Here is a 26185-nt window from a genome sequence, read left to right on the forward strand (position 1 = left end):
CGCAAGCCATGTTGGGGTGCCCGGGCCTCAGTCTTGCGCTGCAGCAGCTGACGCTGGCGGCGGCCGTAGTACCAGACCGACGAGGAACTGGCGCGCGATATCAACAACCATCTAGCCCGTGGGCACCTGCCGCATGGGCCGCAAGGACGACCCCGGTGCGGTGGTCGACTCACGGCTGCGCGTGCGCGGGCTGCGCATCGCGGATGCGAGCGTGATGCCGACGATCAAGAGCGGGAACACGAATTCGCCGACATTGATGATTGCGGAGAAGTTGGCGGGGTGGCTGGTAGCGTGAGCCGCGCCTGGTCGGCGCGTTCCGCCACAGCGCACCGGGGCCGGCGCACTAACGCCCCCCGTTGCCGGTAGCCAGCACCGTCCCCGCCTCACCTTCGATCCAGGCCGTCTTGCTGTCCACGGTCTGGATGCGCCACAGGTCGCGGTCTGCTTGTGTGGGCTGTCTGACCCACGTCTTGCCGCCATCCGTGGTGGCAACAACCATGCCTCCACGGCCCACCGCCCATCCGTTGTTGGCATCGGCGAACGCAATGTCAGCGAACTGCCCGCTGACGCCCGTCACCTCGGTCCAGGTGGCGCCAGCGTCGTCCGAACGGTACAAGCCGAAGGTTTGCGCGGACCACCAGGTCTTGGCATCGCTCGCGATGACTTTGCTGCGCGTGTTGAACGGCGATTCAACGTTGGGCGCGAGAACCGTCCAGGTCTGGCCATCGTCCACCGTACTTGCCAGCAACGTGCCACGTCCATAGATGACGATCTGTCGCCCGTCTCCGAAGAACAGCCCACCTACGCTCACCGTCTGCGGCGGTGACAGGGTCATCCACGTCTGGCCGCCATCGCGGGTAAACACCAGCCCGCGCCGATCGGTCGGCTCGCCCCAGCCACGGTTGGCGTCGACGAAGTCGAATCGCACCAGGCCCCCATGAACTAGCTGGCCATCACGCCATGTGGCGCCGCCATCCGACGTCTTGTACAGGCGGCCGTCGCTCTGCAGCATCCAGCCGATCTTGTCGTCGACGAAGCGCAGCGCCGTGTTGGTGGCCGTGGAGGGCAGGCCCGTGCTCGGCTTGGTCGTCCAGGTTCGCCCGCCGTCGCTCGTCTGGCGCAGTTGGCCCGTCGCATCCAGACCAAGGCCGCGCTTGGCGTCGAGGAAGGCGAGTTTCATGGAGTACTCGCCAAACCAGGGCGACGAGGGAAGGTCGTTGCGCAGCAGAGCGGCGTCGACCGCGATCGTCCAGTTGCGTCCTCCGTCGGTCGACAGGAAGGCGCGCCCGGTGCTGTCCTGCATGCTGAAGACGTTGCCATCGACCTGACGAAGGCGCTTGAAGGCCGCATAGGTGGGTTTGCTGAGGCCCTCCACCGATGCGGAGGACCACGTTTGCCCTCCGTCACCGCTCCAGGCCAGACCGCGTTCTGCGTACTCGCCTCCCAATTCGGATGGCCGCCAGATAAGGGGGCCCCGTGACGGCACCAGCACCGTGGTGCCGACGGCCAGGGCTCCCTCGCCGGTGGCGGCGCTCAGCGCAGGCAGCCGCACGGTGCTCCAGTGCGTTCCGCCGTCACTGCTGGAGATCAGCTGATCACGGAGGCTGGCGAGCAGCACCCGATCCGCAGCACTCGCCCGGATGATGCGCAGCCCGTCGCTTGACGGCATCGCGTTGCCATCCAGGGTGCTCGGGTCGACGCGGCGCCAGCTGTCGCCGCCGTCAAAGCTCAGTAGGAGCGTATAGGTTGCTACCCAGCTCACCGTGGCCGGGTCGAACGTCGACAACGCCCATCCGGCAGCCATGGTCTGGTCGTCGACCAGGTTGAAGAACGCGCTACCGCCATTGCCATGAGCCAACAGGTCGAGCACCACCGTGCTGGTCCGTCCGAAGTCCGTGGAGCGTCTCAACTCGGTACCGGAGAAACCCCAGAACGTCCCGCGCGACGAAATGTCGCTGAGAAAAAAATCGTGCCGCGCCCAGGTTGCGCCCCCATCGGTCGTGTGCAGGCCCGTGGTGCCGACGATAGCGATCTGGTCGTCAACAGCCACCAGCCGCCCGCCAAAGCCGGCTTGCAGTGCAACGGGCACGGGAGCCGTACGGCTCCATGTCACCCCACCATCGGTCGTGCGGAGCAACGAGGGATCGTCACCCATGACCCAGCCGTGCTTCGCCGAAACGAAACTGACGGCCCTCAGCGCTTTCGTGGAACCGCTGGCCTCAATCGACCAGGTGACGCCGCCATCCGTGCTCCGGGACAGCTCGCCATGCTCTCCCGTTACGAACAGCGTGGTCTTGGATGCAAAGAAGCTGTCGGTGTGCACATTGCCATGCGGTAACGGCTGCTGCCAGCACCAGCCGCCATCGCCTGACTTGGAGCATTGCAGGCCCCTGACGTTGTTCAGGTTGGTGATGCTGACGCGGACGGCCTCCGTCTTTGAGGCGCCTGCAGCGTTGCTCACCGTGAGCTTGACGTCGTAATCGCCACCCTTGGCGTACTGATGCTTCGGACTGGTCTCGGTGCTGGTCTTGCCGTCACCGAAATCCCAACCAAAGCTGAGGCCCGCCGTCGAGGGCGCGCTGCTGCCAAACTGGAGCTCACTGGTCGACTCGGCCGTCGCCGGTGCCGTGACGCTGAGGGTATCTGGCAAGGGGGTCGGCGGTGTGGGAGGCTCGCCGCCGCTCCCACCACCGCCGCCACATGCGCTCAGCAGCGCCGCTGCAACCATTGCACCCCACCAGCTCGGCAATTTCCTGTTCAGTTTTTTCACTCGCACTTTTCGGCTGATATTTGCTAATCAGTCTATCCGTGCAATAGGGCACGAAACGATGTGCCTATTTCCCGTCAGTTAGCAAAAGGCCAAGCAAAGCATCACGCTGCAGACACGGCCGGCTAGGTGCGGCCGGCATGCAATCTCCGTGAGGCCGACGGCCGCGACAATCACGGCATGCCGTCTGATCGTTCCCGCGTCCTCTCCGTCATCCCGCCGATGACGCAGCTGAACACGCCCTACCCGTCCACCGCCTACCTGACGGGCTTCCTGCGCTCGCGCGGCATCGATGCGCAGCAGGTGGACCTGGCGCTGGCCCTGGTGCTGGAGCTGTTCACGCCCGCCGGCCTGGCCCAGTTGCGTGACGCCGTGCTGGCGCTGCCCGAAGCCAAGCGCACGCCGCAGACCGCCTGGTTCGCTGCCGAGTTCGACGCAATAGCGGCCGCCACGCCGCGCGTCCTCGGCTTTTTGCAGGGCCGCGACCCGACGCTGGCGCATCGCATCAACACCCGCGCCTTCCTCCCCGAGGGCGCGCGCTTCGCCTCGCTGGACGCCTATGTCGACGAGGACGGCGGCGACCCGCTCGCCTGGGCGTTTGGCGCCTTAGGCCTGCAGGACCGCGCGCGCCACCTCGCAACCCTCTTCCTGAACGACCTCGCCGACGTGCTGCGCGACGCGGTCGATGAACGCTTCGAGTTCGTCCGCTATGCCGAATCCCTGGCCGCGGCCCAAGCGCATTTCGACCCGCTGGCCACCGCCCTGGCCGCACCGCCCAATCTCGTCGACCGCACGCTTCACACGTTGACGCTGGCCGCGCTGGAACAGCACCAACCCGAGGTCGTGCTGCTGTCCGTGCCCTTCCCCGGCTCGGTCTATGCGGCCCTGCGCATCGCTCAGACGATCAAGGCCGCACGGCCAGAGGTCGTTTGCGTGCTGGGCGGCGGCTATGTGAACACCGAACTGCGCGAGCTGGCCGAGCCGCGCGTCTTCGACTTTGTCGACTACGTGACGCTGGACGCCGGCGAGCGGCCACTGCTGGCGCTGCTGGAGCACGTCGCCGGCAAGCGCTCCAAGACCCGCCTGGTGCGTACCTTCTGGCGCGACAGCGATGCGGTCAAGTACACCAACTTCGTCGAGCCCGACATTCCCTTCGATGACGTCGGCACACCGACCTGGGACGGCCTGCCGCTGGACCGTTATCTGTCGCTGCTGGACATGCTCAACCCGATGAACCGGCTCTGGAGCGACGGCCGCTGGAACAAGCTGACCGTGGCGCATGGCTGCTACTGGAAGAAATGCAGCTTCTGCGACGTCAGCCTGGACTACATCTCGCGCTACGAGGCGGCCTCGGCCGAGGTGCTGGTGGACCGCATCGAGGCCATCGTCAAGGAGACGGGCCAGACGGGCTTTCACTTCGTCGACGAAGCCGCGCCGCCCAAGGCGCTCAAGGCCCTGGCCGAAGAGCTGATCCGCCGCGGCGTGGCCATCTCGTGGTGGGGCAATATCCGCTTCGAGAAGACCTTCACACCCGAGCTTTGCCAGCTGCTGGCCGACAGCGGCTGCATCGCCATCTCGGGCGGGCTGGAGGTGGCATCGGACCGGCTGCTGAAGCTGATGAAGAAGGGCGTCTCCATCGAGCAGGTGGCGCGCGTGACCAAGGCCTTTGCCGACGCCGGCGTGCTGGTGCATGCCTACCTGATGTACGGCTTCCCCACGCAGACAACGCAGGACACCGTGGACGCGCTGGAATACGTGCGCCAGCTGTTCGAGAACGGCTGCATCCACAGCGGCTTCTTCCACCGCTTCGCCTGCACGGTGCATTCGCCCGTCGGACTGAACCCGGCGGAATACGGCGTCACGCTACAGCCCCTGCCCGCCGATGGCCGCTTTGCGAAGAACGACGTCGCCTTCATCGACCCCACGCCCACCGACCACGACGGCCTGGGCCAGGGGCTGAAGAAGGGCCTGTACAACTTCATGCACGGCATCGGCGTGGACAGCGATATCCGCAGTTGGTTCCCGGTGCGCGTACCCAAGACGACAGTGCCGCGCCGCTTCGTCGAGCGCGCCCTCGCGACAATCACCTGATGTACACCTCCACCTTCACCTTCGCCAAGGGCGACTACGACGCCGATTTCTTCGCGCTGGACGACCGCATCGCCGCCATCGCCCGCGCCATTCCCGGCTACCTCGGCGAGGAAGCCTGGGAGAACGCAGCGAACGGGCTGATCTCCAACGTCTACTACTGGGACTCGATGGAGGCCCTGCAGCAGCTGATGAGCCACCCCGCGCACCGCGAGGCCAAGCAGGCCCAAGCCAAATGGCTGAGGGGCTACCAGGTGGTCATCGCCGAGGTGGTGCGCACCTATGGCGATGGCGGCATCGCCCATCCGCTCGCCGAAACCACGCCGGCCCACTGACTTTTGTGCAGTGCACAATCGCCGCATCCAGCAACGGAGGCGGCGATGCGGCGAGTCGTGTTCAACCAGAAGGGTGGCGTGGGCAAGTCCACGATCACCAGCAACCTGGCGGCGATTGCCGCGGCAGCGGGCAAGCGGGTGCTGGTCATCGACCTGGACCGCCAGGGCAACACCAGCCGCTACCTGATGGGCGATGCGCTGGATGAAGGCGCACCGGGCTCGGCTGAATTCTTCGAGTCAACGCTGAAGTTCAGCGTGCGCGCACCTGGYGCGACCGAGTTCGTCGTCGAGACGCCGTGGGAGAACCTGCACCTGATGCCGGCCAGCGCCGAGCTCGATGAGCTGCACGGCAAGCTGGAGAGCCGCTACAAGATCTACAAGCTGCGCGACGCGCTGCTGCCGCTGGCGGACGAATATGACGAAATCTGGATCGACACGCCGCCGGCGCTGAACTTCTACACGCGCTCGGCGCTGATCGCGTCCCAGGGCTGCCTGATCCCCTTCGACTGCGACGACTTCTCGCGCCGGGCGCTCTACGGCCTGCTGGAGGCCGTGGAAGAGATCCGTGCCGACCACGCGCCCGAGCTGTCGGTCGAGGGCATCGTCGTCAACCAGTTCCAGGCCCGCGCCTCGCTGCCGCAGCGCGTCGTGCAGGAGTTGCTGGACGAGGGCCTGCCGGTGCTGCAGCCGTATCTGTCGAGCAGCGTGAAGGTGAAGGAGTCGCACGAGCTGAGCCGGCCCATGATCCATCTCGATGCGCGCCACAAGCTGACGCAGGAGATGCAGGCGCTGTACGAAGCGCTGGGCTGAACCGGGCGTTTTTCCGGCCTTGGCCCGCCAGCGCCGATGGCCAGAATGTCGGCATGAGCACTCCCGAATCCGTACGCATCGTCGGCGCCAGCGTCCAGACCGAACTGCCCGTCATCATTGCCGAGCTGGGCCCGATCGCGGACCGGCTGCAGCTGGCGCGCGAGGCCATCGAGGAGTTGCGCGTCAGCCACCCGCAATCGCCCGAGTCCAACGTGAAGTCGGTGTACATGAGCCCGTGGAAAAGCCACATGCTCAATGCCAAGCTGCTGCCGCTGTGCGCCAGCGTCGTCGAGATCGCCAAGGCGGCCGCGCCCAAGGCCTGGTCGGGCGAGCTCGACTCGCTCGGGCTGGACCTGCTCGTCACCCACTGCTGGGGCGCCATCTACGAAGAGGCCGACTACACGGCCCCGCACAACCACTGGCCGGCCGACCTGAGCTGCGTTGTCTACCTGGAAGCTGAAGCCGGTTGCGCGCCGCTGGTGTTCTCCAAGACCAGCGCCTACCAGCCGCGGCCCGGCACGTTGATCATGTTCCCGGGCATCACCATGCACGAGGTGCCGGCCACGCCGGGGCGGCGCGTCGTCGTCGCGATGAATCTCTTCAAGCAGCTGGGGCTGGGTCCGCAGGCACCGGCGGCAGGCTGAGCCGCGCCCGCAGCCCCGGGCCGGCGTGGGCATCCAGCAGCTCCAGCCGGCCGCCGTGCCGGGCCGCGATGTCGGCCGCGATGGCCAGGCCCAGGCCGCTGCCGGTGCCCGTGGCAGCGTCACCGCGGCGGAAACGCAGCATGGCGGCGGGGCGGTCGGCTGGCGCAATGCCGGGCCCGTTGTCCTCGACCTCCAGCCACGGTCCGGCCGCATCGCTGCCGCAACGCACCGTGATGCGGGCGCTTGCGCCGGCGTAGCTGACGGCGTTGTGGATGAGGTTCTCGAGCAGCTCGCGCAGCAGGAAGGCATGGCCCAGCGCCGGCGCCTCGGCCAGTTCGAAGCCGAGGTCGACACCCGCAGGCAGCGCGCGATGGGCCCAGTCCTGGCCGCTTTCGGTGGCGATGTCGCGCAGGTCGATGCGCTGCCCCACGTCGACGCTGCGGTCCTCCGCGCGGGCCAGCGACAGCAGCTGTTGGGCCAGGCGGGCGCTGCGCACGACACGCTGGCGCAGCCGCTCCAGCAGCGGGTCCACGCGCTGGTCGTGCGGCTCCAGCATGGCCAGCTCGATCTCGGTCTGCAGCGAGGTCAGCGGCGTGCGCAGCTGGTGGGCCGCGTCGGCCAGGAATTCGCGCTGGGCGCCGGCCGCGCGGGCCAGGCGCTCGAACAGGCGGTTGAAGGCGGCCTGCAGTGGCACCAGCTCGCGCGGCAGGCTGGCCGCCAGCGGTGTCAGCCGGTGCAGGTCGCGATGCTCCAGCTCGGCGCTCAGGCCCGTCAGCGGCGCCAGGCCCTGGCGGATGGCCCACCAGCCGGCCAGGGCCAGCAGCAAAGCCAGCGCCACGCCGTTCAACGCGACCGAGCTGCCGATCTCGCTCTGCAGCGCGTCGCGCTTGTGCAGGGTCTCGGCAACGAGGATCTGGCAGACACCGGTGCCGCAGTCATGGCCGAGTTGCACCAGGCGCAGCTCTCGGCCGCGCAGCCTGACGTCGCCGTAGGAGGAGTGGCCCGCCGCCTGCGGGGCCGGGCGGGGCTGCAACTCGGCCAGGCCGGCGTCGCCCTGCAGCACCTCGCCGCGCGGCGCCAACACCAGGTAGAAGACATCGTCCTGGCGGTCGAAGCGCAGGGCGCGGTCCATGGTGGCGCTGACATCGATGCGGGGCTCGCCGCTGCGCACGTCGATCTGGCCCGCCAGCGTCAGCGCGGTGTCCTCCAGGCCCTCGTCGAGCCAGCTCTGCGCGCTGTGCCTGACCTGCTCGTACAGCGCCGTGCCGAGCACGGGCAAGGCCAGCACCAGCGGCAGCATCAGCCAGCCGAACAGCCGCCGCTGCAGGCTGGAGCGTGAACCCTCAGCCAATGTCAGCCACCGTCAGCCTATTTCCTCGAGCAGGTAGCCGAGGCCGCGCACAGTGCGAAGTTGCACGCCACCCGGCTCGATCTTGGCGCGCAGGCGCGACAGGCAGACCTCGATGGCGTTGTCGCTGACGCCCTGGTCCCAGGCATTGCTGGCCAGCGCGATGTGTTCCTTGGGCACGACCTTGCCCGAGCGCGCCATCAGAAAGCCCAGCACATCCCACTCGCGGGCGGACAGGGCCAATGGCTCGTCGTCGATGTAGGCGCGGCGGGCTTCCTGGTCGATGCGCAGGCGCGCCAGCTGCAGCTGGTTGCTGGTGCGCGCCTGGCTGCGCCGCACCAGGGCGCGGGCGCGGGCGACCAGTTCGGTCAGTGCAAAGGGCTTGACGAGGTAGTCGTCGGCGCCGCCTTCCAGGCCACGCACGCGGTCCTCGACGGCGTCGCGGGCGGTCAGGATCAGCACCGGCACGGCGATGCTCTCGGCGCGCACGCGGCGCAGCGTCTCGAAGCCGTCGATGCCCGCCAGGCCGATGTCCAGGATGAGGAGGTCGTAGGCGTCCTCCTTCAGCGAGCGCGGCACGGGCTCGCCGCGGGCGGTGCAGTCCACGACCCAGCCTTGGGAGCGCAGCGCGCGGGCGGTAGTTTCGACGAGTTGTTCGTCGTCTTCGACGAGCAGGATGCGCATGGTGGCAGCAGTATGGCGCGAGAGCGGCCGATGTGCTGACGCAGGGCTGTCACGCCGGGGCCATTCACATGCCAGCAATGCGCCGCGAAGCGAATGTCAGCGCGGCGCGCCCACCACGGCGCGTGTTGCCGCCTCGAAACATTCGCCGGCGATCTGCCACAGCCGCCCGGCGTCCACGTAGCGGTCGCTGGGCTCACCGTTGAAACGGTCGCCCGCCAGGTCGACACGCGGCTGGGCGTAGTGCAGCCAGAAGTCGGCGCCCATCTTCTGCGGCAGCAGCTCGGCGTTGAAGCTCAGGTAGTCACCCGGCCCGGCGCCGCGCAGAAAGCCCTCGAAGCAGCGCTGCCACATCCAGCGGAAGTGGCTGAGGTAGTCGCCGGGGTCGTCGAGCCCGGTCTGGATGCATCCCGGGTTGCCGACGCGGGCATGCAGGAAGCGCACGCGCTCGAACACCGGCGCGAGCCGCTGCGCACGTTCGTGGAACTCGCCGCCATAGGTCAGCTCGTGGCCGGTGTACCAGTGCGACAGATCGGCGTTGAAGCGCAGCGCCGGCCAGCGTTCGACGAGATCCAGCGTGCGGCGGAGATCCTGGGTCATCGTGCCGCGGTGGGTCTCGACATAGAGCGGGTGGCCGTGCCGCGCCGAGGCTTCCAGCACGGCCGCGGCAAGGGCATCCATCTCGGCGTCGGTCTCGAAGCTGTTGCCCACGTGCAGCGTCGTGATCTCGCAGCCGAGGTCGCGCTGCTCACGCACGATGGCGTCCACCTCGGTTGGAACCAGTGCGCGGCAGATGCCGGTGACGGCCAGGCCGGCGTCGCGCGCGGCCCGGGCGGCCTCGCGCGTGGGCTGCCAGATCTGCACGGCTTCGTGGCCGTCGGCCTTCAAGAGGGCGAGCTGCTCGGCGTGCGTCTCGCGCCAGCCGGTCGAGGCGCGCGGCAGCTCGGCCAGGGTGCCGAGGTTGATGTCGCGGCGCAGCCGCGGCGGGTTCGCACTGCCGTCGTTGCAGCGGTCAATGGGCGAGTTCATGGCCGGCATCATGCCGCGCCGCCAGGTCGGCCAAAGTCGCCTGCAGCGTGGGGAAGCGGAAGCAATAGTCTGCGGCCCGCGCCGCGGCAGGAACGACGCACTGGCCGTCCAGCAGCAGCGTGGACATCTCGCCGGCCAGCATGCGCAGCGGCCAGGCGGGCATGCGCAGCCAGGCACGGCGGCCGAAGGAGGCGGCCAGACCTGCATCGGCAGGCCCAATTTCGGTCCGGCGCCCTTTCTTCTGTGGATTTGCACCGGGAACCACGAGCAAGCACGAAGCCACTCAGCCATATCGGCGCACTACCATTGCCGGCCTCCGGGAAAAACACCATGAAACTGCTCGCCAAATTCAATCTGGTCTATCTGCTCGTGATGAGCCTGGGCATCGCCCTGAGCGGCTACATCGCGCGCAATCTGCTGCAGGACAACGCCAAGCAGGAAACCATCGCCACCGCGCAGATGCTGATGGAGAAGGCGCTGGCCGTGCGCAGCTACACCAACACGAAGATCAAGCCACTGCTGGTCTCGCAGATGACCGACAAGTTCCTGCCGGAGACGGTGCCGAGCTTTTCCGCCACGGAGGTGCTGGGGACGCTGCTGGCCAAGCACCCCGAGTTCGCCTACAAGGAAGCGACGCTGAACCCGACCAACCCGCGCGACCGCGCAACGAGCTGGGAGGTCGACATCGTCGGCCAGTTCCGCTCCTCGGCCGACCTGAAGGAAACCGTCGGCACGCGCGACACGCCCGCCGGCCCCTCGCTGTACATCGCTCGCCCGCTGCGCATCACCGACCCCGCCTGCCTGGCCTGCCACAGCAGCGTGGAGGCCGCGCCGGCCACCATGGTCGCCAAGTACGGCCCCGCCAACGGCTTTGGCTGGAACCTCAACGAAGTCATCGGCGCGCAGGTCGTTTCAGTCCCCCTGGGCGTGCCGCTGCAGCGCGCCGACCAGACCTTCAAGGTCTTCATCACGTCGCTGATCGGCGTCTTCGTCGCCGTCGGCGTCGTGCTGAACCTGATGGTCTGGATGCTGGTCGTGCGCCCCGTCACCCGCCTGTCGGCCCTGGCCGACCGCGTCAGCCAGGGCGATCTGGATGCGCCCGAGTTCCAGGCCAACAGCAAGGACGAGATCGCCACGCTGTCCCATTCCTTCTCTCGCATGCGGGCCAGCGTCGTGCAGGCCATGAAGCTGCTGGACACATGAGTCATTTCAGCGCATGAGCGACAAGAAGCACCCGACACAGCTTGGCAAATACCGCATCACCGAGGTTCTCGGTGAGGGCGCGATGGGTGTCGTCTACAAGGGCTTCGACCCCGACATCCAGCGCACCGTCGCGCTGAAGACCATCCGCACCCAGCTCGACGCCGACGACGACAGCCCCGGTGCACCGGCCTCGCGTTTCCGCAACGAGGCCCAGGCTGCCGGCCGGCTGCACCATCCGGGCATCGTCGCCGTCTACGACTTCGGCCGCGCCGAGAACGTGGCCTATATCGCGATGGAGTTTGTCGAGGGCCGCTCGCTCGCCAGCTACCTCGGCGCCAAGGTTCGCTTCACCGACACCGACATCCCCGGCATCATGAGCCAGCTGCTCGATGCCCTCGGCCATGCGCACGAGAAGGGCGTCTGGCACCGCGACATCAAACCCGCCAACATCATCATGACGACGGCCGGGGGGCGGCTCAAGGTGGCCGATTTCGGCATCGCCCGCATCGAGAGCACCAACCTCACGCAAACCCACTACATGGTGGGCACCCCCAGCCACATGGCGCCCGAGCAGTTCCTGGGCAAGCCCATGGACCGGCGCGTGGACATCTACGGCGCCGGCGTCGTGCTCTACCAGCTCCTCACCGGCCGCGCGCCCTTCGCCGGCACGACCGAGGCGCTGATGTACAAGGTCGTCAACGACATGCCGCAGCCGCCGTCGACCATCGAGGGTGTCGAGCGCCCGGGTTGGTTCGACGCCATCATTGCCCGCGCGTTGGCCAAGCGCCCCGAAGACCGTTATGCCACCGCCGAGGAATTCAAGCAGGCCATCACCGACGGCATCGGTCAAAACATCGACGACACCGGCTGGGAAAAGACCGTGATGCTGGCCCCCGCGCGCGCCCGCCCCACCCAGCCGCTGGCCACACCCACCGTCGCGCCGCCTTCGCTGTCCGGCTCTTCGCTGCCCGGTTCCACGGCCGGCACTGCCAGTGCCCCCACGCCCTCGCACTGGGACAAGGCCCAGCTGACCCAGGCCGAGCTGACGCTGGCGAAACACGTCGGCCCACTGGCCAGCGTGCTGGTGCGCCGCGCCGCGCGCGAGTGCCAGGATATCAACGAGCTCTACAGCAAGCTGGCCGAGCAGGTCACCGACCCGCGTGCGCGCGACGCCTTCCTCGGCCAGGCCAGCCTCGTCACCGGCGGCCACCACCGCACGGCAGGCGGCGGCACGGCCGGTTCGCCGTCGGCCGGTGGCTCCAAGGGCGTCACGGCGGGCTCAGCCGGCTCCGCGGGCAGCGGCACCCTCATCGGCGGGCCGCTGAACGAGGCCGTCATGGACAAGGCTCAGGTTCTGCTGGCGAAACATGTCGGGCCTATCGCCAAGGTGCTGATCAAACGGGCCGCCGCCGGCACGGACAGCCGGGCGGTGTTCTTCAACCGGCTGGCGGAGTCGGTCAACGATCCGGCAGCGCGGGCGAAGTTGCTGGCGGAGCTGGGGCGACTTTCCTGAGGCGCGGCAGGCTCAGGGCAGGCGATAGGCCAACACCTTGAGTCCTCGATCTGCCGAGACGTCCGCATACACCTCCGGATTCGCCACGCGTTCGACGAATGCCAGCTCCGGTGCGTGCTCGGCCATCACGCCGTGCAGGAAATCCAGGCCCAGCTTGGGCGTGTTCAGGCAAAGCAATGCGTGGCCCCCGGGCGCCAGCAGCGCAGGCAGCCGCTTTGCGAGCCGCGCATAGTCCTTGGTTGCGACGAAGCTGCCCTTCTGGAAACTGGGGGGGTCGCAGATGACGAGGTCATAGGGCCCGCCGCGGGTCAGCTTGCCCCAGGAGTTGAAGATGTCATGGGCCAGGAACCTGGCGCCCGCCTTCACACCGTTGAGTTCATGGTTGGTGCGGCCGATGGCCAGCGCACCCGAGGCCATGTCGACATTGACTACCTCGGCTGCACCGGCCTGCAGCGCGACGACCGAGAAGGCGCAGGTGTAGGCGAACAGGTTGAGCACCTTGGCGCCCGGTTGCACCTGCTCGCGCACCCAGCGTCGCCCCTCGGCCATGTCGAGAAAGAGGCCATGGTTCTGGCCGCGCAGCAGGTGCACGAGGTAGCGTGTATCGGGTACTCCAGCCTCGCTGACGACGTGTGGCTCGGGCAGGGTGCCGGCCATCAGGCGCGTCTGAACGCGGCCGCCGTCCTGGCGGCATTGGAAGACCCAGGGCGCCTCAGGCCAGCGCGCCTGGATCGCCGCACCGATGGCAGCCAGCGCCTCGTCGGCCAGCGGCTCAAAGCTGGTCAGCAGCAGCGCAGGCGGGTAGGCGTCCAGCGTCAGGTGCTCGCAGCCGGGATGCAGGCCGCCGCGGCCGTGGAAGAGGCGTTGAGCGCCCTGGGGAAGGGCCGCCGAGGCGGCGATGACGTCGAGTAGAGCTTGCATGGGTGAGGCATTGTCCCGGGCCAGAATGGCCGCCATGGACCTCCAGCTCATCCTCGACGAGATCAACGCCGAACTGCGCCCGCAACTCGCCACGGCCGGCGGCAAGGTCGCCAGCTACATCCCGGCGCTGGCGCGGGTGTCGCCGCTGCAGTTCGGCATCGCGCTGCGCACCTGCGCGGGCGAGACGGCCGCGGCTGGCGACAGCGCGGTGCCCTTCTCCATCCAGAGCATGTCCAAGATGTTCTCGCTGACGCTGGCGATTCGCGCGCTGGGCGAGGCCATGTGGGACCGCATCGGCCGCGAGCCCTCGGGCAGCCCGTTCAACTCGCTGGTGCAACTGGAGACGGAGCGCGGCATCCCGCGCAACCCTTTCATCAATGCCGGTGCCATCGCAGTGGCGGACCGGCTGGTGTCGCAGGGCGACGCCAAGGCCGAACTGCTGGCGCTGCTGGGCCGGCTGTGCGGCGAGCCCGTCGGCATCGACAAGGAGGTCGCGCAGTCCGAGGCCAACACCGGCTTTCGCAACACGGCGCTGGCCAATTTCATGAAGGCCTTTGGCACGCTGGACAACGACGTGGCCACGGTGCTGGACGTCTACTTCAACCAATGCGCCATTGCCATGAGCTGCGAACAGGTGGCCTGCGCCGCCGGCTATCTGTGCCGCGACGGCCGCCACCCGCTGGCCGGCACGCCCGTGCTCAGCACGGCGCAGACGCGCCGCGTGAATGCGCTGATGCTGACCTGCGGCACCTATGACGCGGCCGGCGAGTTCGCCTTCCGCATCGGCCTGCCCTGCAAGAGCGGCGTCGGCGGCGGCATCGTCGCCGTGGTGCCCGACCAGCTCACGCTGTGCGTCTGGTCGCCAGCGCTGGACAGCACCGGCAACTCCTTGCTGGGCCGCCGGGCGCTGGAGCTGTTCGTCGCGAAGACGGGGCTGTCGGTTTTCTGATCAGCTGGCGTACTTGACGCTGCAGCCATAGGGCCGCGTCGACGCCTTCTCGACCTTGCGGCCCGCAGCCACCGCGGCCAGGGCCTCGGTGACGTAGGGCTCGGCCTTGGCGATGTCGGCCTTGTCGGGCGTGGCGAGGCTGTCGATGCCGCCCTTGTAGGCCAGCGTGCCATCGGCCTTGATGACGTACATGTGTGGTGTCGTCTGCGCGCCGTAGAGCTTGCCGAGCTCGCCCTTGGGGTCGAGCAGGGTCGCAGTGGGCGCTGCGCCGCGGTCGGCGTTGAGCTTCTGCGCGGTAGCACCGTCCACGAAGCCCTGTTGGCCGGGCGCGGAGGAGATCACCTGCAGCCAGACGACGCCCTGGGCCGCGGCGGCTTTCTGCTGGGTTTGCATATTGCCGCTGCCATAGTGCTTCCTGACATACGGGCAGTCGTGGTTGGTCCACTCCAGCACGACGGTCTTGCCTTTGTAGTCGGCCAGATTGACGGTCTTGCCGTCGGCCGTCGTGGCAGAGAAGGTCGGCGCGGGCGCGTCGACATTGGCCGTGGCATGGGCCAGTGCAGGAAGGATCAGGGCGGCGAGCAGGCTGCGGCGAAGCAAGGTCATGTCGAACTCCTGGAAGAGGCGGGGGGCACAGAGATGGCCTCGACGATGAGACCGGGGGTAAGGATCTGCGGCAGCACCTGGGCCTCGGCGGCGCCCGGTGCGTAATAGAGGTAGAGGGGCACGCCGGAGCGGCCATGGGCTTTCAACACGGCGGTGATGTTCGGGTCCTCACGCGTCCAGTCGCCCTTCAGATAGGCCACGCCGGCCTTGGCGAAGGCGTCCTTGACCTCGGGGCGCGACAGCGCGACGCGCTCGTTGACGAGGCAGGAGATGCACCAGGCCGCCGTCATGTTGACGAAGACCGGCTTGTTTTGAGCGCGCAGTTCGGCCAGGCGCTCGGCGCTGTAGGCCTCGATGGCCGATCCCGGGGCGGCAGCATGAGCGTCGGCAGGCACGGGCCTGATCCAGTGAATGACACTGAGCGCCAGCACGAAGCTGGCCACCACCGCCACGCCGCTGACGACGCCCCTCCCAGCGCGGTGCAGCCACAGCGCGAAGGCGATCAGCACCAGGCCGCCCAGCGCCATCGCGACGCCATCCGGGCCGGCCTGCTGGGCCAGCACCCACAGCAGCCAGACGACGGCCGCATACATCGGGAAGGCGAGGAACTGCTTGAACTTGTCCATCCACGCGCCGGGCCGCGGCAACCAGCGCTGCGCCGCGGGCCAGAAAGCCAGCAGCAGGAAGGGCAGCGCCAGGCCCAGGCCCAGCGCGAGGAAGACAGCCAGCAGCACCGCCGCCGGCTGGGACAGCGCAAAGGCCAGCGCGGCCCCCATGAAAGGCGCCGTGCAGGGCGTGGCGACGACGGCCGCCAGCACACCGGTGAAGAAGCTGCCCGCCAGGCCCTGGCGCGCGGCCAGGTTGGAGCCCACACCGGTGAAGCTGCCGCCGAATTCGAAGAACCCTGACAGGTTCAACCCGACCAGGAAGAGCAGATAGCTGACGATGAGCACGAACACCGGCGAATGGAACTGGAAGCCCCAGCCCACCTGCTGGCCGCCGGCGCGCAGCGCGATCAACACCGCCGCCAGCGCCGCGAAGCTGACGAGCACACCGGCCGTGTAGGCCAGACCCTCCGCCTTGTGGTTGCCCTCGCGCACCAGGGCCAGCGCCTTGATGGACAGCACCGGGAAGACGCAAGGCATCAGGTTCAGGATCAGGCCGCCAACCAGGGCCAGGGCCAGGGCAGGCAGCAGGCCGAGGTCGCTTTCTGGCGCGGGGGCGGGCGTGGCGGTTTCGGCCGCAGGAGCGTTGAGATCGGCCGGGCCGGGTCCCTTGCCGGCGCCTTCGGGCATGGGCACGGAGACGGTCCAGGCCTGTTCGCCGGCCGCAGTCGTCAGCACGATGACACCGGACAACGGCTTGCCAGCGGGCAAGGGTTCGTCACCGGCAGGGATGTCCAGCACCCAACCGGCTCCCTCGGCTCGGAACACCTGGGGGGCGCTGTGAGCGACGGCGCCCCAGGTGTCGGCGAAGAAATAGGCCTTGCTGATGGGCAGGTTCAGGCCAGTCGCTGGGCCGCTGAGGCGCACGCCTTGCGGCGCGGGCTTGAGTTGCACGGCGAAGGTTGCGGGCCTGGGAATGGCGCCACGCCATTCCTCGATCTGGGCTGCGTCGGGGCCGGCCTTGGCCTCGGCCGCCACCGGCAGGTCCAGCCCGAGCGACACCTGCTCGGGAATGCAGACATCCTTGCAGACCAGCCACTTCACCTCGGCTGCCGGCTTGAAGCGGCTGCCGGGCTTGGCGTCGGCCGGCACCGTCAAGTCGACGAGCAGGGCCGCGCGGCCTTCGTAGCCGTAGTTGACGATGGGGCCGATGGCCTGGATGGCCGGCGTGGGCCACTGGATGGGCCCGGCCTGGGCGCCACTCCAGTCGATCGTCGTCGCCTGGCCGGAGTCGCCCGGGTTGAGCCAGTAGGTGTGCCAGTGCGACTTGATGTTCTGCTCGAGTGCCACCGTGAAGCGCTGGCCCGGCGCCACCGCGGCCTGGCTGGAGACGAGGCGGGCCTGCACATGCTCCGTGGACGCTTCGGGCGGTGCGGCAAAGGCCAGCAGCGGGGCGGCCAGCAGAGCCGGAAGGAGGGGGCGCAGGAACGAGAACATCCCGAAATCCTAGGCCATCCCGCTTTCACCCTGTCGTGACAGGCCTGCCTGAACAAATGCATCGAACGCGGCCCACAGCGGTGCGAAGCGTTCCGGCCCGCCTTCCAACAGGGCCAAGGCATGCAAACCGGCTTCCAGTGTTGACAGCTGGCCAGGGCGGTGGGCTCGGCGTATCGCATAGCGGCCGGGCTGCTCGGGCAAGCTCAGCCGCGGCAGCGCGGCCAGCCAGGGGTTGACTGCCAGCAGGCGGCGACTCTGGCGCCAATTGCCGTCCAGCAGGATGAGGTGATTCACTTCGGCTAACGTGCCCGGCTCGCCCTCGCCCGGGTAGAGCAGCGCCGTGCCGGGGCGGGCCAGTGCGGGGTCGAAAGCCTCGCCGCGCAGCAGGCACGCGGCTGGGCTCAGGCCGAGCGTCAGAAAGGCGGCGGTGTTCTTGGCATGGCCGGCCTCGGCCGGGTGCTGGAGGATGAGCAGTTCGGTGCGCACGGCCAGCGGCGCCGGCAGCGTGGCGCACAGGCAGGTGCAGGCCGGGCGCTCGCAGCGCGGGCAGACCGCGCGGGGCATGCGCCTCGGCTCAGTTCACCGGTGGCGACACGGAGTGCGGCGCGATGGTCGACACCGTGCTGTCGGCGCCGGCATCAGCGGCCGACTCCTCCTCGCCGTGGTGGCGGCGCGAGCGCGTGGTGGGCAAGCCGACCTGGCGCCTCTTGGCCAGCCGGCCGGCCAGCCAGACGCCGCCAACGACGCCGAAGATGTTGAAGGCACCGAACAGCGGCGCCGCACTGGACGACAGCAGCATGCTCTGCAGGGGCGCCGAGTAGGCGCGCGGCTTCAGCGCGAAGCTGAAGGCGCCGAAGATCAACCAGCCCGCCCAGGCCACGCCGACGCCGGACATCATCCACGCGACATAGGGGCGGTGCCGGCGGCGCTGCGGCCGCAGCGTCAGATAGCCCCAGATCAGCGCGGCAATGAAGAGCAGCAGCGCAATGGCGACGGCCTCGCCGAGCATGACCTGAAGGCTGTTGCGGCCACCCAGCTGGGCATAGACCTGGCGCGGCAGGCCGGTGCTGGCGTACTTCATGGCGGCGCCCGCGCCGAAGCAGTACAGCAGGAGGCCGGAGAAGAAGGCGATGGAGCGGCGGGCGGCTTTCATGGGGGCGCATTCTCGGCGCTGTCACGCCAGCAAATCCGGGAGGATTTCCCGTTCAGCCCAAAACAAAGCCCGCCGTCCGGTGTCGGACGGCGGGCTGCAAAGAGGAGAGTTGCCGATTTCAGCGCTTGCGGTCCAGGCGCATGGCGCGGGCGAGGCCGCGGCGTTCGCCGCTGTAGAAACCGGTGTCGAAGGCCTCGTGCTTGCGGCCCTTTTCGACGGATTCCTCGGCGCTCCAGGCCACCTCGGAGAGGGGCAGGCGGCGCGGCGGGTGTTCAGTGCGGGGCTGGATCTTCATCATGGCTGTCTGGCCTTTTGAGGGCCGTCTCACGCCGAGTGGGGCGCGATTGGGAGGCACAACGCGGGCTGGTTGGGGGTGGTTGACAGGCCAAACACACTTCTTTGCACTTGTGGCCTGCGGTCACCGGCTATGCAGACAATGCCGCTTTTGAATCCAGGACTCCGCGATGACCGTCCAGCTGAAAAAGACCCTCCCGGCCAAGGCCACTCCCATCACCGTCGTGGACCGCGCCGCCTTCCAGGCCCTGGCCCCCGGCCTGCCACCGGCCACCCGCGCCTGGCTGGCGACGGTCGGCTTTGTCGGTGCGCCGGACAGCCACGCCCTGATTCCCGGAGCCGATGGCCGCCTGGCCCAGGTCTTTGCCGGCGTGGCCCACAGCGCTCACCCCTTTTCGCTGAGCCATCTGCCGCTGACCCTGCCGGAAGGTGTCTACAAGCTGGATGACGCCGGCCTGGCCCTGCTGCCGGAGGGCGCGGCCATGTCCTGGGAGCTGGGCGGCTACCGCTTCGACCTCTACAAGCCAGCCAAGCGCGCGCCGGCCACATTGGTGCTGAAGGGCGGTGCTGACGCCGAACGCGGCCTGGCGTTGGCTGCGGCGATTTCGGCCACGCGCGATCTCGTCAACACGCCGGCCGAGCACATGGGCCCGGCCGAGCTGGCCGCCGCCGCCAAGGCCCTGGCCAAGCAATACGACGCGACCTATGCAGAAACCATCGGCGACGCCCTGCTGAAGAAGAACTTCCCCAGCATTCACGCCGTCGGCCGCGCGAGCATGCGCTCACCTCGCCTGATCGAGCTGAACTGGGGCAATCCCAAGCACCCCAAGCTGGCCCTGGTGGGCAAGGGCGTCTGCTTCGACACCGGCGGCCTGAACATCAAGCCCGGCGAGGGCATGCGCCAGATGAAGAAGGACATGGGCGGCGCGGCCAACGCGCTGGGCCTGGCCACCCTCATCATGGCCTTGAAGCTGCCGGTGCGTCTGCAGCTGCTGATCCCGGCGGTCGAGAACTCGATCTCGGGCAACGCCTACCGGCCCGGTGACGTCATCAAGACCCGCAAGGGCCTGCACATCGAGATCGGCAACACCGATGCCGAGGGTCGCGTCATCCTGTGCGACGCGCTGGCCTATGCCGCCGAGGGCAAGCCCGACCTCGTCATCGACCTGGCGACGCTGACGGGTGCCGCGCGCGTGGCCCTGGGCGCCCAGCTGCCGGCGCTGTTTGCCAAGCACATGGACACGGCCCGCGACCTCGTTGACCTGGGCCTGAAGCTGGACGACCCGCTCTGGCATATGCCGTTGTGGGCGCCGTACCACGCTGGCATCGAGAGCACGATCGGCGACATCGTCAACACCGGCAAGAGCCCGCTGGCCGGTGCCATCAACGCCGCGCTGTTCCTGGAAGACTTCCTGCCGCCTCAGCAGGACTGGCTGCACGTCGACCTGTTCGCCTGGAACGACGCGCCTCGCGCCGGCCGGCCAGTGGGCGGCGAGGCGCAGACGATCCGCACCCTGCTCGCCTACCTGGAGCAACGCTACTCGGCCTGATGACGCGGCCCGATTACTCGGGCGCCTGATCCTTGGTCGGCTCAGCTTCGGGGGCCGGCTGCGCCTTTGCTACCTGGGGCTTGGCCGCCTGGTCGCGGCGCGGCTGATCGGGCTTCCTGCCCTGCCCCTGGCGCTGCGGCGGCCGGCCACCCTCGCGGCGACCTTCTGAGCGACCCTCGGGGCGACCGCCGCCACCGGGGCGTCGGTCATCGCGGCGCGGCGGGGGGCCCTCGCGGCGCACCTCCCGCGGCGGGGCAGGCGGCGCCTCGGCGCGCTCCTTGCGAGCGATCTCCAGCAGGCCCGGCAGCTCCTCAGCCACCACGCCCTTGAGCACGCAGAAGTTGGCCTCGGTCAGCGTCGTGCGCTCGAAGTCCCACAGCAGCTGGGCTCGGTTGCGGCGCTGCTGCGCCTCGAGCTGGTGGCGCTCCTGCTCCACCTGCTCGCGCTCCTGCTTCAGGCCGCGGCGGCGGGTCAGCTCTTCCTTGGCGGCATTCAGATGCTCTTCCGTGATCTCACCGGCGGGGTTGCCGTCGAGGTCGAAGCGGCTCTTGGCCTGGGTCAGCGCGATCAGATAGCCGGTGCTGCCGGTGTGGCGGCGCAGGAAGGCGCTGAGCTGAGCCTTGCTGAACTTGCCCGGTGCGCGCTCCTGGATGTCGGCCTGCACGCGCAGCTTGACAGGCTTGGGCTTGCCGGTGAACAGGGCCGGGAACAGGGCCTTGAGCTCGGCAGTGGCGTCTACCGCCGGCGCAGCGGGCGAGCCAGCAGCAGCCGGCGCGGCGTCGGCGGAAACCTCGGTCGCGCTCTCGATCTGGGGCGCGGCTTCGGGTGTGGCCGCCGGTGTGGCCTCAGGCACAGGCACGGGTGCGGGCACAGCGGCTGCCGGTTCTTCGGACGGGGTGACGGGATCAGGAAGATCGGAATTCATCGCAAAGCCGTCGAAGCGGCAGCAAACAGGCAAGGGCCGGGATTGTCGGCCATCATGGGCTCCTGCACGCCATCCCACAGAAAGGCCAGCAAATGCACCTCGAAGGCTCATGCCATTGCGGCAGCGTGAAGTTCTCGGTCGAGGCCGACTCACCCGTCCCTTTCATGCGCTGCTACTGCTCCATCTGCCGCAAGACGGCCGGCGCCGGCGGCTATGCGATCAACCTCGGCGCTCAGACGCACACGATGAAGGTCAAGGGCAAGCGGCATCTGCGCATCTACCGCGCCAAGCTGCCGAACAAGGAAGGCAAGGGCCGGCACAAGAGCAGCGGGCGGCGCTACTTCTGCATGAAGTGCGGCAGCGCGCTGTGGCTCTGGGACCCGACCTGGCCGGAGCTTGTGCACCCGCATGCCAGCGCCATCGACACGCCGTTGCCGACGCCACCCGAGCACGTGCATTGCATGGTGGGTTCCAAGGCGGATTGGGTCGAGGTGGAGGGCTCGCCTCGGGACCCGCGCTTTGACGAGTACCCCGACGTGTCATTGGCCGAGTGGCACAAGGCGCACTACAGGCCCTAGCCCAGCCCGCCGAAAACCTTTTTGAGGATGGCGCTGCCCGTACCAACCGGGTCCTGCCGGATCTTCTTCTCCTCCTCGCCAATGATGCGGTAGAGCCCGTCCAGCGCCCTGGCCGTCACGTACTGCTGGATGTTGGCCTCGTCGCCCTTGACGAGGCCGAAGCCGCCGGCCTTCCTGGCGACGGCGTTGTACTTGTCGGCGAGAGACACCTTCTCGGTCGCCTTGGTCACGATGGGTAGGAACTGCTGGCCCAGCGGCTCGCGCGTCTTCACGGCGAAGAACTGCGTCACCGAGTCGTCACCACCCCTGAGGATCTTCAGCCCGTCCTCGACGCTCATGTCCTTCACCGCCTTGACGAGCAGCGGCTTGGCCGCCGGCACGGCGGCTTCGGCGGCGCGGTTCATCGCTGTGACGAGCTCGTCGAGCTTCCTGCCTTGCCCGGTGGCCTTCAGCAGCTTGGCGGCGTCCCTCAGATAACCCGGCAGCTCGATCTTGACGAGCGGGTTGCCGAGAAAGCCGTCGGGACGCCCCAGCAGCGACACCGCCGAATTGGCGCCGCGCTCCAGGGCCGCGCGGATGCCGGCGTTGGCATCACCCTCGCTGAGGTTCAGCGCCCAGGCCGGGCGCAGCAGGAACAGCGCGGGGGCACTGGCGATGACGAGGCGGCGTTGCATGGCGGGCTCCGGTGAGACGGAGCGCCATCTTGCCACCGGCTCAGGCGTGGGCGTGCTGCAGGCCGCGCTTGTGGCGGTACATGCGCTGGTCGGCCAGCTCGATGAGCCGGCCGAGATCCATCCCATCCTCGGGGAAGCAGGCCGTGCCCATGCTGGCACCGACCTGCAGCAGCCGACCTTCGAACTCGAAGCCGCCGTCGAGATGCGCCGCCAGCCGCTGCATCGTCGCCTCCAGGCCGCCGTCGGCCGCCAGCGGCCGCAGCAGCACGCCGAACTCGTCACCCCCAAGCCGCGCCGCCATGTCGGACTGGCGCAGGCCGCCAACCAGGCGGCGCGCGAACTCCAACAGCGCCGCGTCGCCGGCACGATGACCGAAACCGTCGTTGATCCGCTTGAGGCCATTCATGTCCAGCATCATGACGGCCAGCGGCTGGCCGTCCCGCATGGCCTGGGCCAGCGAGGCATGCAGGCGATCCAGGAAGAGGGAGCGGTTGGGCAGGTCCGTCAGCCCGTCATGCGTCGCCTTGTGGAAGAGTTCGGCGGGCGCATAGCGGGTGGCGAAATACATGGCCGCGGCGACGAGCTGGGACACCAGCCCCAGCAGGGACAGATGCCGGTCAGCGAAATGACCCTCGCGTTTGGACATGGCCTTCAGCACGCCCACCGTCACGCCGTGATGACGCAGCGGCACGACGACCATGGCGCGCAGGCCCAGGCGCTCGCAGGCGGCGCGGTCGCAGCGCGGATCGAGCAGTGCGTCGTCGCAGCGCAGTGCCCGCCCCTGGGCGACGCACAGGCCCGACAGGCTGTGACTGCGTTTGAGCCGCAGGCCCAGGCTGCCCTCCGCCATGCCGGCTGCCGCGCGGTAGACCATCTCGTCGCCCTCGGCCATCTCCAGGGCGGCGCCGTCGGCATCCACCAGGCTCAGGGTGCGTTTGACGACGCGATCCAGCAGGCGCCCAAGGTCCAAGTCCAGGTCCAGCCCCAGTCCGGCCACCTCGGTCTGCAATGCGATGACCTCCAGCAGCTTGTCTCTGGTCGGCATCGATGTCTCCTCGACGCGCCGTCGCGCGACGATGCGCCTCTTCCACCCCGGGCGCTGCGGTGTCCCCCCCAGTGGCCAGTGTCTCACCGGATATAAATGATGTCGATACCCGTTTGCACATCATCTATGCGTCAAGCGCGTACTAATGGAGTTCCGGATCTTGCCCTGCCGGACCATCCCGGCTTTCGCTCAATGACGCACTCACTGCAGAGCCGACAGCCTCTCGGTCAGCAGCGCGAAGAAGCCGTCAGCATCGACATGGCGCAGCACCTGGGCGTTGGCAGGCAGGCCGGTGACGGCCCACCAGTCGATGACCGTCATGCCGCGCGTCAGCTCGCTCCGGGTCTCGACGCGCACATTGCAGTCCCGGCCGGTGAACAGCTCCGGCGCCAGCAGCCAGGCGATGACACAGGGGTCGTGCAGCGGGCCGCCGTCCTGGCCATATTTCTCCTCGTCAAAGCGTTCGAAGAATTCCATCCAGGCGGCGACGACGCTGCCAACGCGGTTGCCCAAGGCGCGGATGGCCTCGATGCGGGCCGCCGTCGTCAGCGCCTCGTGGGTGACGTCCAGCGGCGCCATCGTGATGGGCACGCCACTCGTGAACACCTCATGGGCCGCCTGCGGATCGACATAGATGTTGAACTCGGCGGCCGGCGTGACGTTGCCGCCCTCGAAAAAGCCGCCGCCCATCAGCACGATGCGGCGGATGCGCGCCGCGATGTCGGGCGCCTGGCGCAGGGCCAGCGCAATATTCGTCAGTGGCCCCAGCGGGCACAGCGTCACGGTGCCGGCCTCGCGCTCACGCAGGGTCTGGATGATGAAGTCGACCGCATGGCGCGGGTCCAGGGCCAGCGTCGGCTCGGGCAGCTCGACGCCGTTCAGGCCGGTGTCGCCATGCACATGCTCGGCGGTGACCAGGGGCACGTCCAGCGGCCTGTCGGCACCGGCGCAGATGGGCACGTCGCGCCGGCCGGCCAATTCCAAGACCTTGCGGGCGTTCAGTGTCGTCAGCGCCAGCGGCACATTGCCGGCTACCGTGGTCACGCCGAGCAGTTCCAGCTCCGGGCTGGCAGCGGCCAGCAGCAGCGCGATGGCGTCGTCCTGGCCCGGGTCGGTGTCAATGATGATGGCTTGGCTCATACGGATGCGGGTGGCGGTGCGAGATCGATGTCGATGGCGCCGAACAGGCTGTGCTGGCCGTCGGCGGTCTTGAGGTCCAGGCGCAGGCTGTCACCGGGCGCGAGCGGCAGATCCAGCCCGCCCAGGGCCGAGCCGGCCAACTGCCCGGCGCGCAGCGCCCGCAAGCGGGCCAGACGCGCCAGTGCGTCACCGGGCAGGGCAGCCACGTCGCGCGGATCGAGCTTGGCGCCGTTGTGCAGGGCCACCAGGCGGGCCTGCAGACGGCCGGCGCCCCAGGCCTCGCCCAACTCATCAGGCGTGACGGCCAACGGCGCGCAGTGGGTGGCGATCAATTCGCCGTCCAGGCGCCAGTCCACGGCAAAAGTCAGCAGGCGCATGGCATCAAGTGCCGAGGCGGCATCACTCGCTGCTGCCAGGTCGCCCGTGATGACGGCAAGGGCCGGCTCGCAGGCCGCCGGCGCCCTCAAAGGCTGATGCGCGCCATGGAACTGACCAGCTTCGCGGCGCACGCCGCCTTCGGCGTCGGCAACGGCCCAGCCATAAGCGCGTGGCAGAGGCGCGACACATTTCTCGGGTTCGAAAGCGAAGGCGTGGCGCAGCTTGCCGTGGTTGAGCTGCACGGCCAGGTCTTCGAGCTGCGGCGACAGGAAGCCCCAGTCATCGAGGACCTGCTGCAAGCGCGTGGCGATGCCGGTGGCGTAATGCGCCTGGGTCTGGTCGCGCGACACGACGACGAGGTGGCCGTCGCGCGAGCCGTCGGCGTAGCTGGCGAGTTTCATGAGCGGGAGTTCAGGGTGATGGCAGCATTGTGCGATGCGCGCCGCCCTGCCCTCACCCCGCGCCGCCACGGTTGCACTGGCGGCCAGCCTGCTCGTCCACGCGCTGCTGCTGGGCGGTGAGCGGGTGCGCGACGACAGCGCCGCTCGGCCGGCGCGGGCCGTCAGCATCGCGTTGTTGCAGCCGCCGACGCTGCCCATGGCCCTGCCCGAGCCCACCCCATCCACCCGGCCCTTGCCTCAGGCCCGCTCGCCCCGCGCCAGCGCCAGGCCACCGATGCCCGCCGTTGAAGCCCCCATCGCCGCCCCCGAGGCCCCGCCGCTGCGCCTGGCCGGCCCAGCCGCCTGGCAGTACCGGCTGCGCCAGGGCGGCCAGGATGGCGAGGCGCTGTTGGACTGGCGCCCCGAAGCCGATGGCCGCTACAGCCTGCGCCTGACCCGCCGCATCGGCGAGCGCGCGCTGCCGGCCCTGGAAAGCCTGGGCCATACCGGCAGTGCGGGCCTGGCCCCCGAACGCTTCGCGCTGCAGCGCGGCGGCCAGGACCGCCAAGCCATCAACTTCGATGCCGAAGGGCGGCGTGTCAGCTTCTCGGCCAGCCCGGCCCAGCTCGAACTGCCCGAGGGCGCGCAGGACCGCCTGTCCTGGTGGCTGCAACTCGCCGCCTTGGTGCAGGCCGCCCCGACACCGGGTGGGCGCTGGCGTGTCTGGGTGGCCGGATTGCGCGGCGAACTGCGGGAATGGACCTTCGAGACCGTGGATGCGACGCCTGAAGACGCCGGCAGCCTGCATCTGCGACGCCTGCCGCTGGGTGAGCGAGACCCTGGCGTGGAGCTGTGGCTGGACCCCAACCGCGGCTACTGGCCGGTCCGCCTGCGCCAGGGCGACCCCGAAACGCGCGGTTTCGAGATCCGTCTGTCCGACGTGAACTCCTGACGCTTCCTACACGTTGTCAGCGCATGGGATGACCCGAACAGCAGGGCGTTCTGCCAGTATCTGAACCAAGCGGGGCTTGAAACACCAGGCCTCACCCGCAGCTGAAGCCCTGAGGAGAAC

At 68.8% G+C, this 26185-nt stretch carries 26 protein-coding genes and 1 pseudogene; 11 read left to right on the plus strand and 16 right to left on the minus strand.

Annotated features, from left to right (window positions below):
* Positions 1-115: 115 nt before the first annotated feature.
* Positions 116-295: pseudogene (locus tag ACXJKM_RS06765) on the plus strand (GMC oxidoreductase); the annotation flags it as partial.
* Between the two features lie 48 nt (positions 296-343).
* Here the strand turns inward: ACXJKM_RS06765 and ACXJKM_RS06770 are convergent.
* Positions 344-2770: a YCF48-related protein gene (locus ACXJKM_RS06770; RefSeq protein ID WP_457351167.1), complete on the minus strand. Its 2427-nt coding sequence runs from the start codon at positions 2768-2770 to the stop codon at positions 344-346.
* Positions 2771-2947: 177 nt separating this feature from the next.
* Here ACXJKM_RS06770 and ACXJKM_RS06775 point away from each other — a divergent pair, with 177 nt between their 5' ends.
* Genes ACXJKM_RS06775 through ACXJKM_RS06790 form a run of 4 tightly spaced genes read left to right on the plus strand, consistent with a single transcriptional unit; the run spans position 2948 to position 6644 of the window.
* Positions 2948-4858, plus strand: a complete 1911-nt coding sequence (locus ACXJKM_RS06775; protein WP_457351169.1) for a B12-binding domain-containing radical SAM protein — start codon at positions 2948-2950, stop codon at positions 4856-4858.
* Complete coding sequence (locus ACXJKM_RS06780; protein ID WP_056191846.1) at positions 4858-5190, plus strand: antibiotic biosynthesis monooxygenase family protein; 333 nt, start codon at positions 4858-4860, stop codon at positions 5188-5190. The genes ACXJKM_RS06775 and ACXJKM_RS06780 overlap by 1 nt, the downstream gene beginning before the upstream one ends.
* Before the next feature lie 45 nt (positions 5191-5235).
* Positions 5236-6000 carry a ParA family protein gene (locus tag ACXJKM_RS06785; protein WP_457319924.1) on the plus strand — a complete coding sequence of 255 codons (765 nt, stop codon included), beginning with the start codon at positions 5236-5238 and terminating at the stop codon, positions 5998-6000.
* A 53-nt stretch (positions 6001-6053) separates the two neighbouring features.
* Positions 6054-6644, plus strand: a complete 591-nt coding sequence (locus tag ACXJKM_RS06790) for a hypothetical protein (RefSeq protein ID WP_457351171.1) — start codon at positions 6054-6056, stop codon at positions 6642-6644.
* Here the strand turns inward: ACXJKM_RS06790 and ACXJKM_RS06795 are convergent.
* From ACXJKM_RS06795 to ACXJKM_RS06810, 4 genes are all read right to left on the minus strand, one after another.
* Positions 6601-7995 (minus strand): sensor histidine kinase, encoded by a 1395-nt coding sequence (locus ACXJKM_RS06795; protein WP_457351173.1) that lies wholly within the window; start codon positions 7993-7995, stop codon positions 6601-6603. The genes ACXJKM_RS06790 and ACXJKM_RS06795 overlap by 44 nt on opposite strands.
* Before the next feature lie 12 nt (positions 7996-8007).
* Positions 8008-8676: a response regulator gene (locus tag ACXJKM_RS06800; RefSeq protein ID WP_056191837.1), complete on the minus strand. Its 669-nt coding sequence runs from the start codon at positions 8674-8676 to the stop codon at positions 8008-8010.
* A 96-nt stretch (positions 8677-8772) separates the two neighbouring features.
* Positions 8773-9702 (minus strand): hypothetical protein, encoded by a 930-nt coding sequence (locus tag ACXJKM_RS06805; RefSeq protein WP_457351175.1) that lies wholly within the window; start codon positions 9700-9702, stop codon positions 8773-8775.
* A complete protein-coding gene (locus ACXJKM_RS06810; RefSeq protein WP_457351177.1) occupies positions 9686-9865 on the minus strand; it encodes a DUF1731 domain-containing protein in 180 nt (59 codons plus the stop codon). The genes ACXJKM_RS06805 and ACXJKM_RS06810 overlap by 17 nt, the downstream gene beginning before the upstream one ends.
* A gap of 167 nt (positions 9866-10032) precedes the next feature.
* Here ACXJKM_RS06810 and ACXJKM_RS06815 point away from each other — a divergent pair, with 167 nt between their 5' ends.
* Together ACXJKM_RS06815 and ACXJKM_RS06820 are read left to right on the plus strand one after the other, a co-directional pair.
* Positions 10033-10905: a c-type heme family protein gene (locus ACXJKM_RS06815; protein ID WP_056191831.1), complete on the plus strand. Its 873-nt coding sequence runs from the start codon at positions 10033-10035 to the stop codon at positions 10903-10905.
* A gap of 13 nt (positions 10906-10918) precedes the next feature.
* A complete protein-coding gene (locus tag ACXJKM_RS06820; protein ID WP_457351179.1) occupies positions 10919-12418 on the plus strand; it encodes a serine/threonine-protein kinase in 1500 nt (499 codons plus the stop codon).
* A gap of 12 nt (positions 12419-12430) precedes the next feature.
* On the opposite strand, the gene ACXJKM_RS06825 is transcribed toward ACXJKM_RS06820, so the two are convergent.
* A complete protein-coding gene (locus tag ACXJKM_RS06825; RefSeq protein ID WP_457351180.1) occupies positions 12431-13339 on the minus strand; it encodes a class I SAM-dependent methyltransferase in 909 nt (302 codons plus the stop codon).
* Between the two features lie 34 nt (positions 13340-13373).
* Here ACXJKM_RS06825 and ACXJKM_RS06830 point away from each other — a divergent pair, with 34 nt between their 5' ends.
* Positions 13374-14288: a glutaminase gene (locus ACXJKM_RS06830; protein WP_457351181.1), complete on the plus strand. Its 915-nt coding sequence runs from the start codon at positions 13374-13376 to the stop codon at positions 14286-14288.
* On the opposite strand, the gene ACXJKM_RS06835 is transcribed toward ACXJKM_RS06830, so the two are convergent.
* The 5 genes from ACXJKM_RS06835 to ACXJKM_RS06855 form a co-directional block, all read right to left on the minus strand.
* Positions 14289-14894 carry a redoxin domain-containing protein gene (locus tag ACXJKM_RS06835; RefSeq protein WP_457351183.1) on the minus strand — a complete coding sequence of 202 codons (606 nt, stop codon included), beginning with the start codon at positions 14892-14894 and terminating at the stop codon, positions 14289-14291.
* Positions 14891-16996, minus strand: a complete 2106-nt coding sequence (locus tag ACXJKM_RS06840) for a protein-disulfide reductase DsbD family protein (protein WP_457351184.1) — start codon at positions 16994-16996, stop codon at positions 14891-14893. Before ACXJKM_RS06840 ends, ACXJKM_RS06835 begins: the two co-directional genes overlap by 4 nt.
* 9 nt (positions 16997-17005) lie before the next feature.
* Positions 17006-17560: a tRNA-uridine aminocarboxypropyltransferase gene (locus ACXJKM_RS06845; protein ID WP_457351186.1), complete on the minus strand. Its 555-nt coding sequence runs from the start codon at positions 17558-17560 to the stop codon at positions 17006-17008.
* Between the two features lie 10 nt (positions 17561-17570).
* Positions 17571-18149 (minus strand): hypothetical protein, encoded by a 579-nt coding sequence (locus tag ACXJKM_RS06850; protein WP_056191818.1) that lies wholly within the window; start codon positions 18147-18149, stop codon positions 17571-17573.
* 118 nt (positions 18150-18267) lie between these two features.
* The gene (locus ACXJKM_RS06855) at positions 18268-18444 is read right to left on the minus strand and encodes a hypothetical protein (RefSeq protein ID WP_457319903.1); all 177 of its coding nucleotides are present in this window, start codon (positions 18442-18444) and stop codon (positions 18268-18270) included.
* Between the two features lie 169 nt (positions 18445-18613).
* Between ACXJKM_RS06855 and ACXJKM_RS06860 the strand changes: the two genes are divergently transcribed.
* On the plus strand, positions 18614-19993 hold the full coding sequence (locus ACXJKM_RS06860) for a leucyl aminopeptidase family protein (protein WP_457351188.1): 1380 nt from the start codon (positions 18614-18616) through the stop codon (positions 19991-19993).
* A 13-nt stretch (positions 19994-20006) separates the two neighbouring features.
* Here the strand turns inward: ACXJKM_RS06860 and ACXJKM_RS06865 are convergent, their stop codons facing one another.
* Entirely contained in the window at positions 20007-20918 is a 912-nt protein-coding gene (locus ACXJKM_RS06865) for a ProQ/FINO family protein (protein WP_457351190.1), read from the minus strand.
* A 92-nt stretch (positions 20919-21010) separates the two neighbouring features.
* Here ACXJKM_RS06865 and ACXJKM_RS06870 point away from each other — a divergent pair, with 92 nt between their 5' ends.
* The gene (locus ACXJKM_RS06870; protein ID WP_457351192.1) at positions 21011-21496 is read left to right on the plus strand and encodes a GFA family protein; all 486 of its coding nucleotides are present in this window, start codon (positions 21011-21013) and stop codon (positions 21494-21496) included.
* Here the strand turns inward: ACXJKM_RS06870 and ACXJKM_RS06875 are convergent.
* From ACXJKM_RS06875 to ACXJKM_RS06890, 4 genes are all read right to left on the minus strand, one after another.
* A complete protein-coding gene (locus ACXJKM_RS06875) occupies positions 21493-22170 on the minus strand; it encodes a DUF4197 domain-containing protein (RefSeq protein ID WP_056191809.1) in 678 nt (225 codons plus the stop codon). The genes ACXJKM_RS06870 and ACXJKM_RS06875 overlap by 4 nt on opposite strands.
* 40 nt (positions 22171-22210) lie before the next feature.
* Positions 22211-23215 carry a sensor domain-containing diguanylate cyclase gene (locus ACXJKM_RS06880; RefSeq protein ID WP_056191807.1) on the minus strand — a complete coding sequence of 335 codons (1005 nt, stop codon included), beginning with the start codon at positions 23213-23215 and terminating at the stop codon, positions 22211-22213.
* Between the two features lie 201 nt (positions 23216-23416).
* The gene (locus ACXJKM_RS06885; protein WP_457351194.1) at positions 23417-24355 is read right to left on the minus strand and encodes a nucleoside hydrolase; all 939 of its coding nucleotides are present in this window, start codon (positions 24353-24355) and stop codon (positions 23417-23419) included.
* A complete protein-coding gene (locus ACXJKM_RS06890; protein WP_457351196.1) occupies positions 24352-25134 on the minus strand; it encodes a fumarylacetoacetate hydrolase family protein in 783 nt (260 codons plus the stop codon). The genes ACXJKM_RS06885 and ACXJKM_RS06890 overlap by 4 nt, the downstream gene beginning before the upstream one ends.
* A 34-nt stretch (positions 25135-25168) precedes the next feature.
* On the opposite strand from ACXJKM_RS06890, the gene ACXJKM_RS06895 reads away from it, so the two are divergent.
* Positions 25169-26065, plus strand: coding sequence for a hypothetical protein (locus ACXJKM_RS06895; protein ID WP_457351197.1), 897 nt, complete (start codon positions 25169-25171; stop codon positions 26063-26065).
* Positions 26066-26185: the final 120 nt, after the last annotated feature.

The sequence above is a fragment of the Roseateles sp. P5_D6 genome (assembly GCF_054049415.1).

Excerpts from the sequence above, each read along its gene's own strand:
- ACXJKM_RS06775 (WP_457351169.1), top strand. The coding sequence starts at position 2,948 with ATGCCGTCTGATCGTTCCCGCGTCCTCTCCGTCATCCCGCCGATGACG.
- ACXJKM_RS06780 (WP_056191846.1), top strand. The coding sequence starts at position 4,858 with ATGTACACCTCCACCTTCACCTTCGCCAAGGGCGACTACGACGCCGAT.
- ACXJKM_RS06790 (WP_457351171.1), top strand. The coding sequence starts at position 6,054 with ATGAGCACTCCCGAATCCGTACGCATCGTCGGCGCCAGCGTCCAGACC.
- ACXJKM_RS06800 (WP_056191837.1), bottom strand. The coding sequence starts at position 8,676 with ATGCGCATCCTGCTCGTCGAAGACGACGAACAACTCGTCGAAACTACC.
- ACXJKM_RS06805 (WP_457351175.1), bottom strand. The coding sequence starts at position 9,702 with ATGAACTCGCCCATTGACCGCTGCAACGACGGCAGTGCGAACCCGCCG.
- ACXJKM_RS06810 (WP_457351177.1), bottom strand. The coding sequence starts at position 9,865 with ATGCCCGCCTGGCCGCTGCGCATGCTGGCCGGCGAGATGTCCACGCTG.
- ACXJKM_RS06815 (WP_056191831.1), top strand. The coding sequence starts at position 10,033 with ATGAAACTGCTCGCCAAATTCAATCTGGTCTATCTGCTCGTGATGAGC.
- ACXJKM_RS06820 (WP_457351179.1), top strand. The coding sequence starts at position 10,919 with ATGAGCGACAAGAAGCACCCGACACAGCTTGGCAAATACCGCATCACC.
- ACXJKM_RS06825 (WP_457351180.1), bottom strand. The coding sequence starts at position 13,339 with ATGCAAGCTCTACTCGACGTCATCGCCGCCTCGGCGGCCCTTCCCCAG.
- ACXJKM_RS06830 (WP_457351181.1), top strand. The coding sequence starts at position 13,374 with ATGGACCTCCAGCTCATCCTCGACGAGATCAACGCCGAACTGCGCCCG.
- ACXJKM_RS06835 (WP_457351183.1), bottom strand. The coding sequence starts at position 14,894 with ATGACCTTGCTTCGCCGCAGCCTGCTCGCCGCCCTGATCCTTCCTGCA.
- ACXJKM_RS06840 (WP_457351184.1), bottom strand. The coding sequence starts at position 16,996 with ATGTTCTCGTTCCTGCGCCCCCTCCTTCCGGCTCTGCTGGCCGCCCCG.
- ACXJKM_RS06845 (WP_457351186.1), bottom strand. The coding sequence starts at position 17,560 with ATGCCCCGCGCGGTCTGCCCGCGCTGCGAGCGCCCGGCCTGCACCTGC.
- ACXJKM_RS06850 (WP_056191818.1), bottom strand. The coding sequence starts at position 18,149 with ATGAAAGCCGCCCGCCGCTCCATCGCCTTCTTCTCCGGCCTCCTGCTG.
- ACXJKM_RS06855 (WP_457319903.1), bottom strand. The coding sequence starts at position 18,444 with ATGAAGATCCAGCCCCGCACTGAACACCCGCCGCGCCGCCTGCCCCTC.
- ACXJKM_RS06860 (WP_457351188.1), top strand. The coding sequence starts at position 18,614 with ATGACCGTCCAGCTGAAAAAGACCCTCCCGGCCAAGGCCACTCCCATC.
- ACXJKM_RS06865 (WP_457351190.1), bottom strand. The coding sequence starts at position 20,918 with ATGAATTCCGATCTTCCTGATCCCGTCACCCCGTCCGAAGAACCGGCA.
- ACXJKM_RS06870 (WP_457351192.1), top strand. The coding sequence starts at position 21,011 with ATGCACCTCGAAGGCTCATGCCATTGCGGCAGCGTGAAGTTCTCGGTC.
- ACXJKM_RS06875 (WP_056191809.1), bottom strand. The coding sequence starts at position 22,170 with ATGCAACGCCGCCTCGTCATCGCCAGTGCCCCCGCGCTGTTCCTGCTG.
- ACXJKM_RS06880 (WP_056191807.1), bottom strand. The coding sequence starts at position 23,215 with ATGCCGACCAGAGACAAGCTGCTGGAGGTCATCGCATTGCAGACCGAG.
- ACXJKM_RS06885 (WP_457351194.1), bottom strand. The coding sequence starts at position 24,355 with ATGAGCCAAGCCATCATCATTGACACCGACCCGGGCCAGGACGACGCC.
- ACXJKM_RS06890 (WP_457351196.1), bottom strand. The coding sequence starts at position 25,134 with ATGAAACTCGCCAGCTACGCCGACGGCTCGCGCGACGGCCACCTCGTC.
- ACXJKM_RS06895 (WP_457351197.1), top strand. The coding sequence starts at position 25,169 with ATGCGCGCCGCCCTGCCCTCACCCCGCGCCGCCACGGTTGCACTGGCG.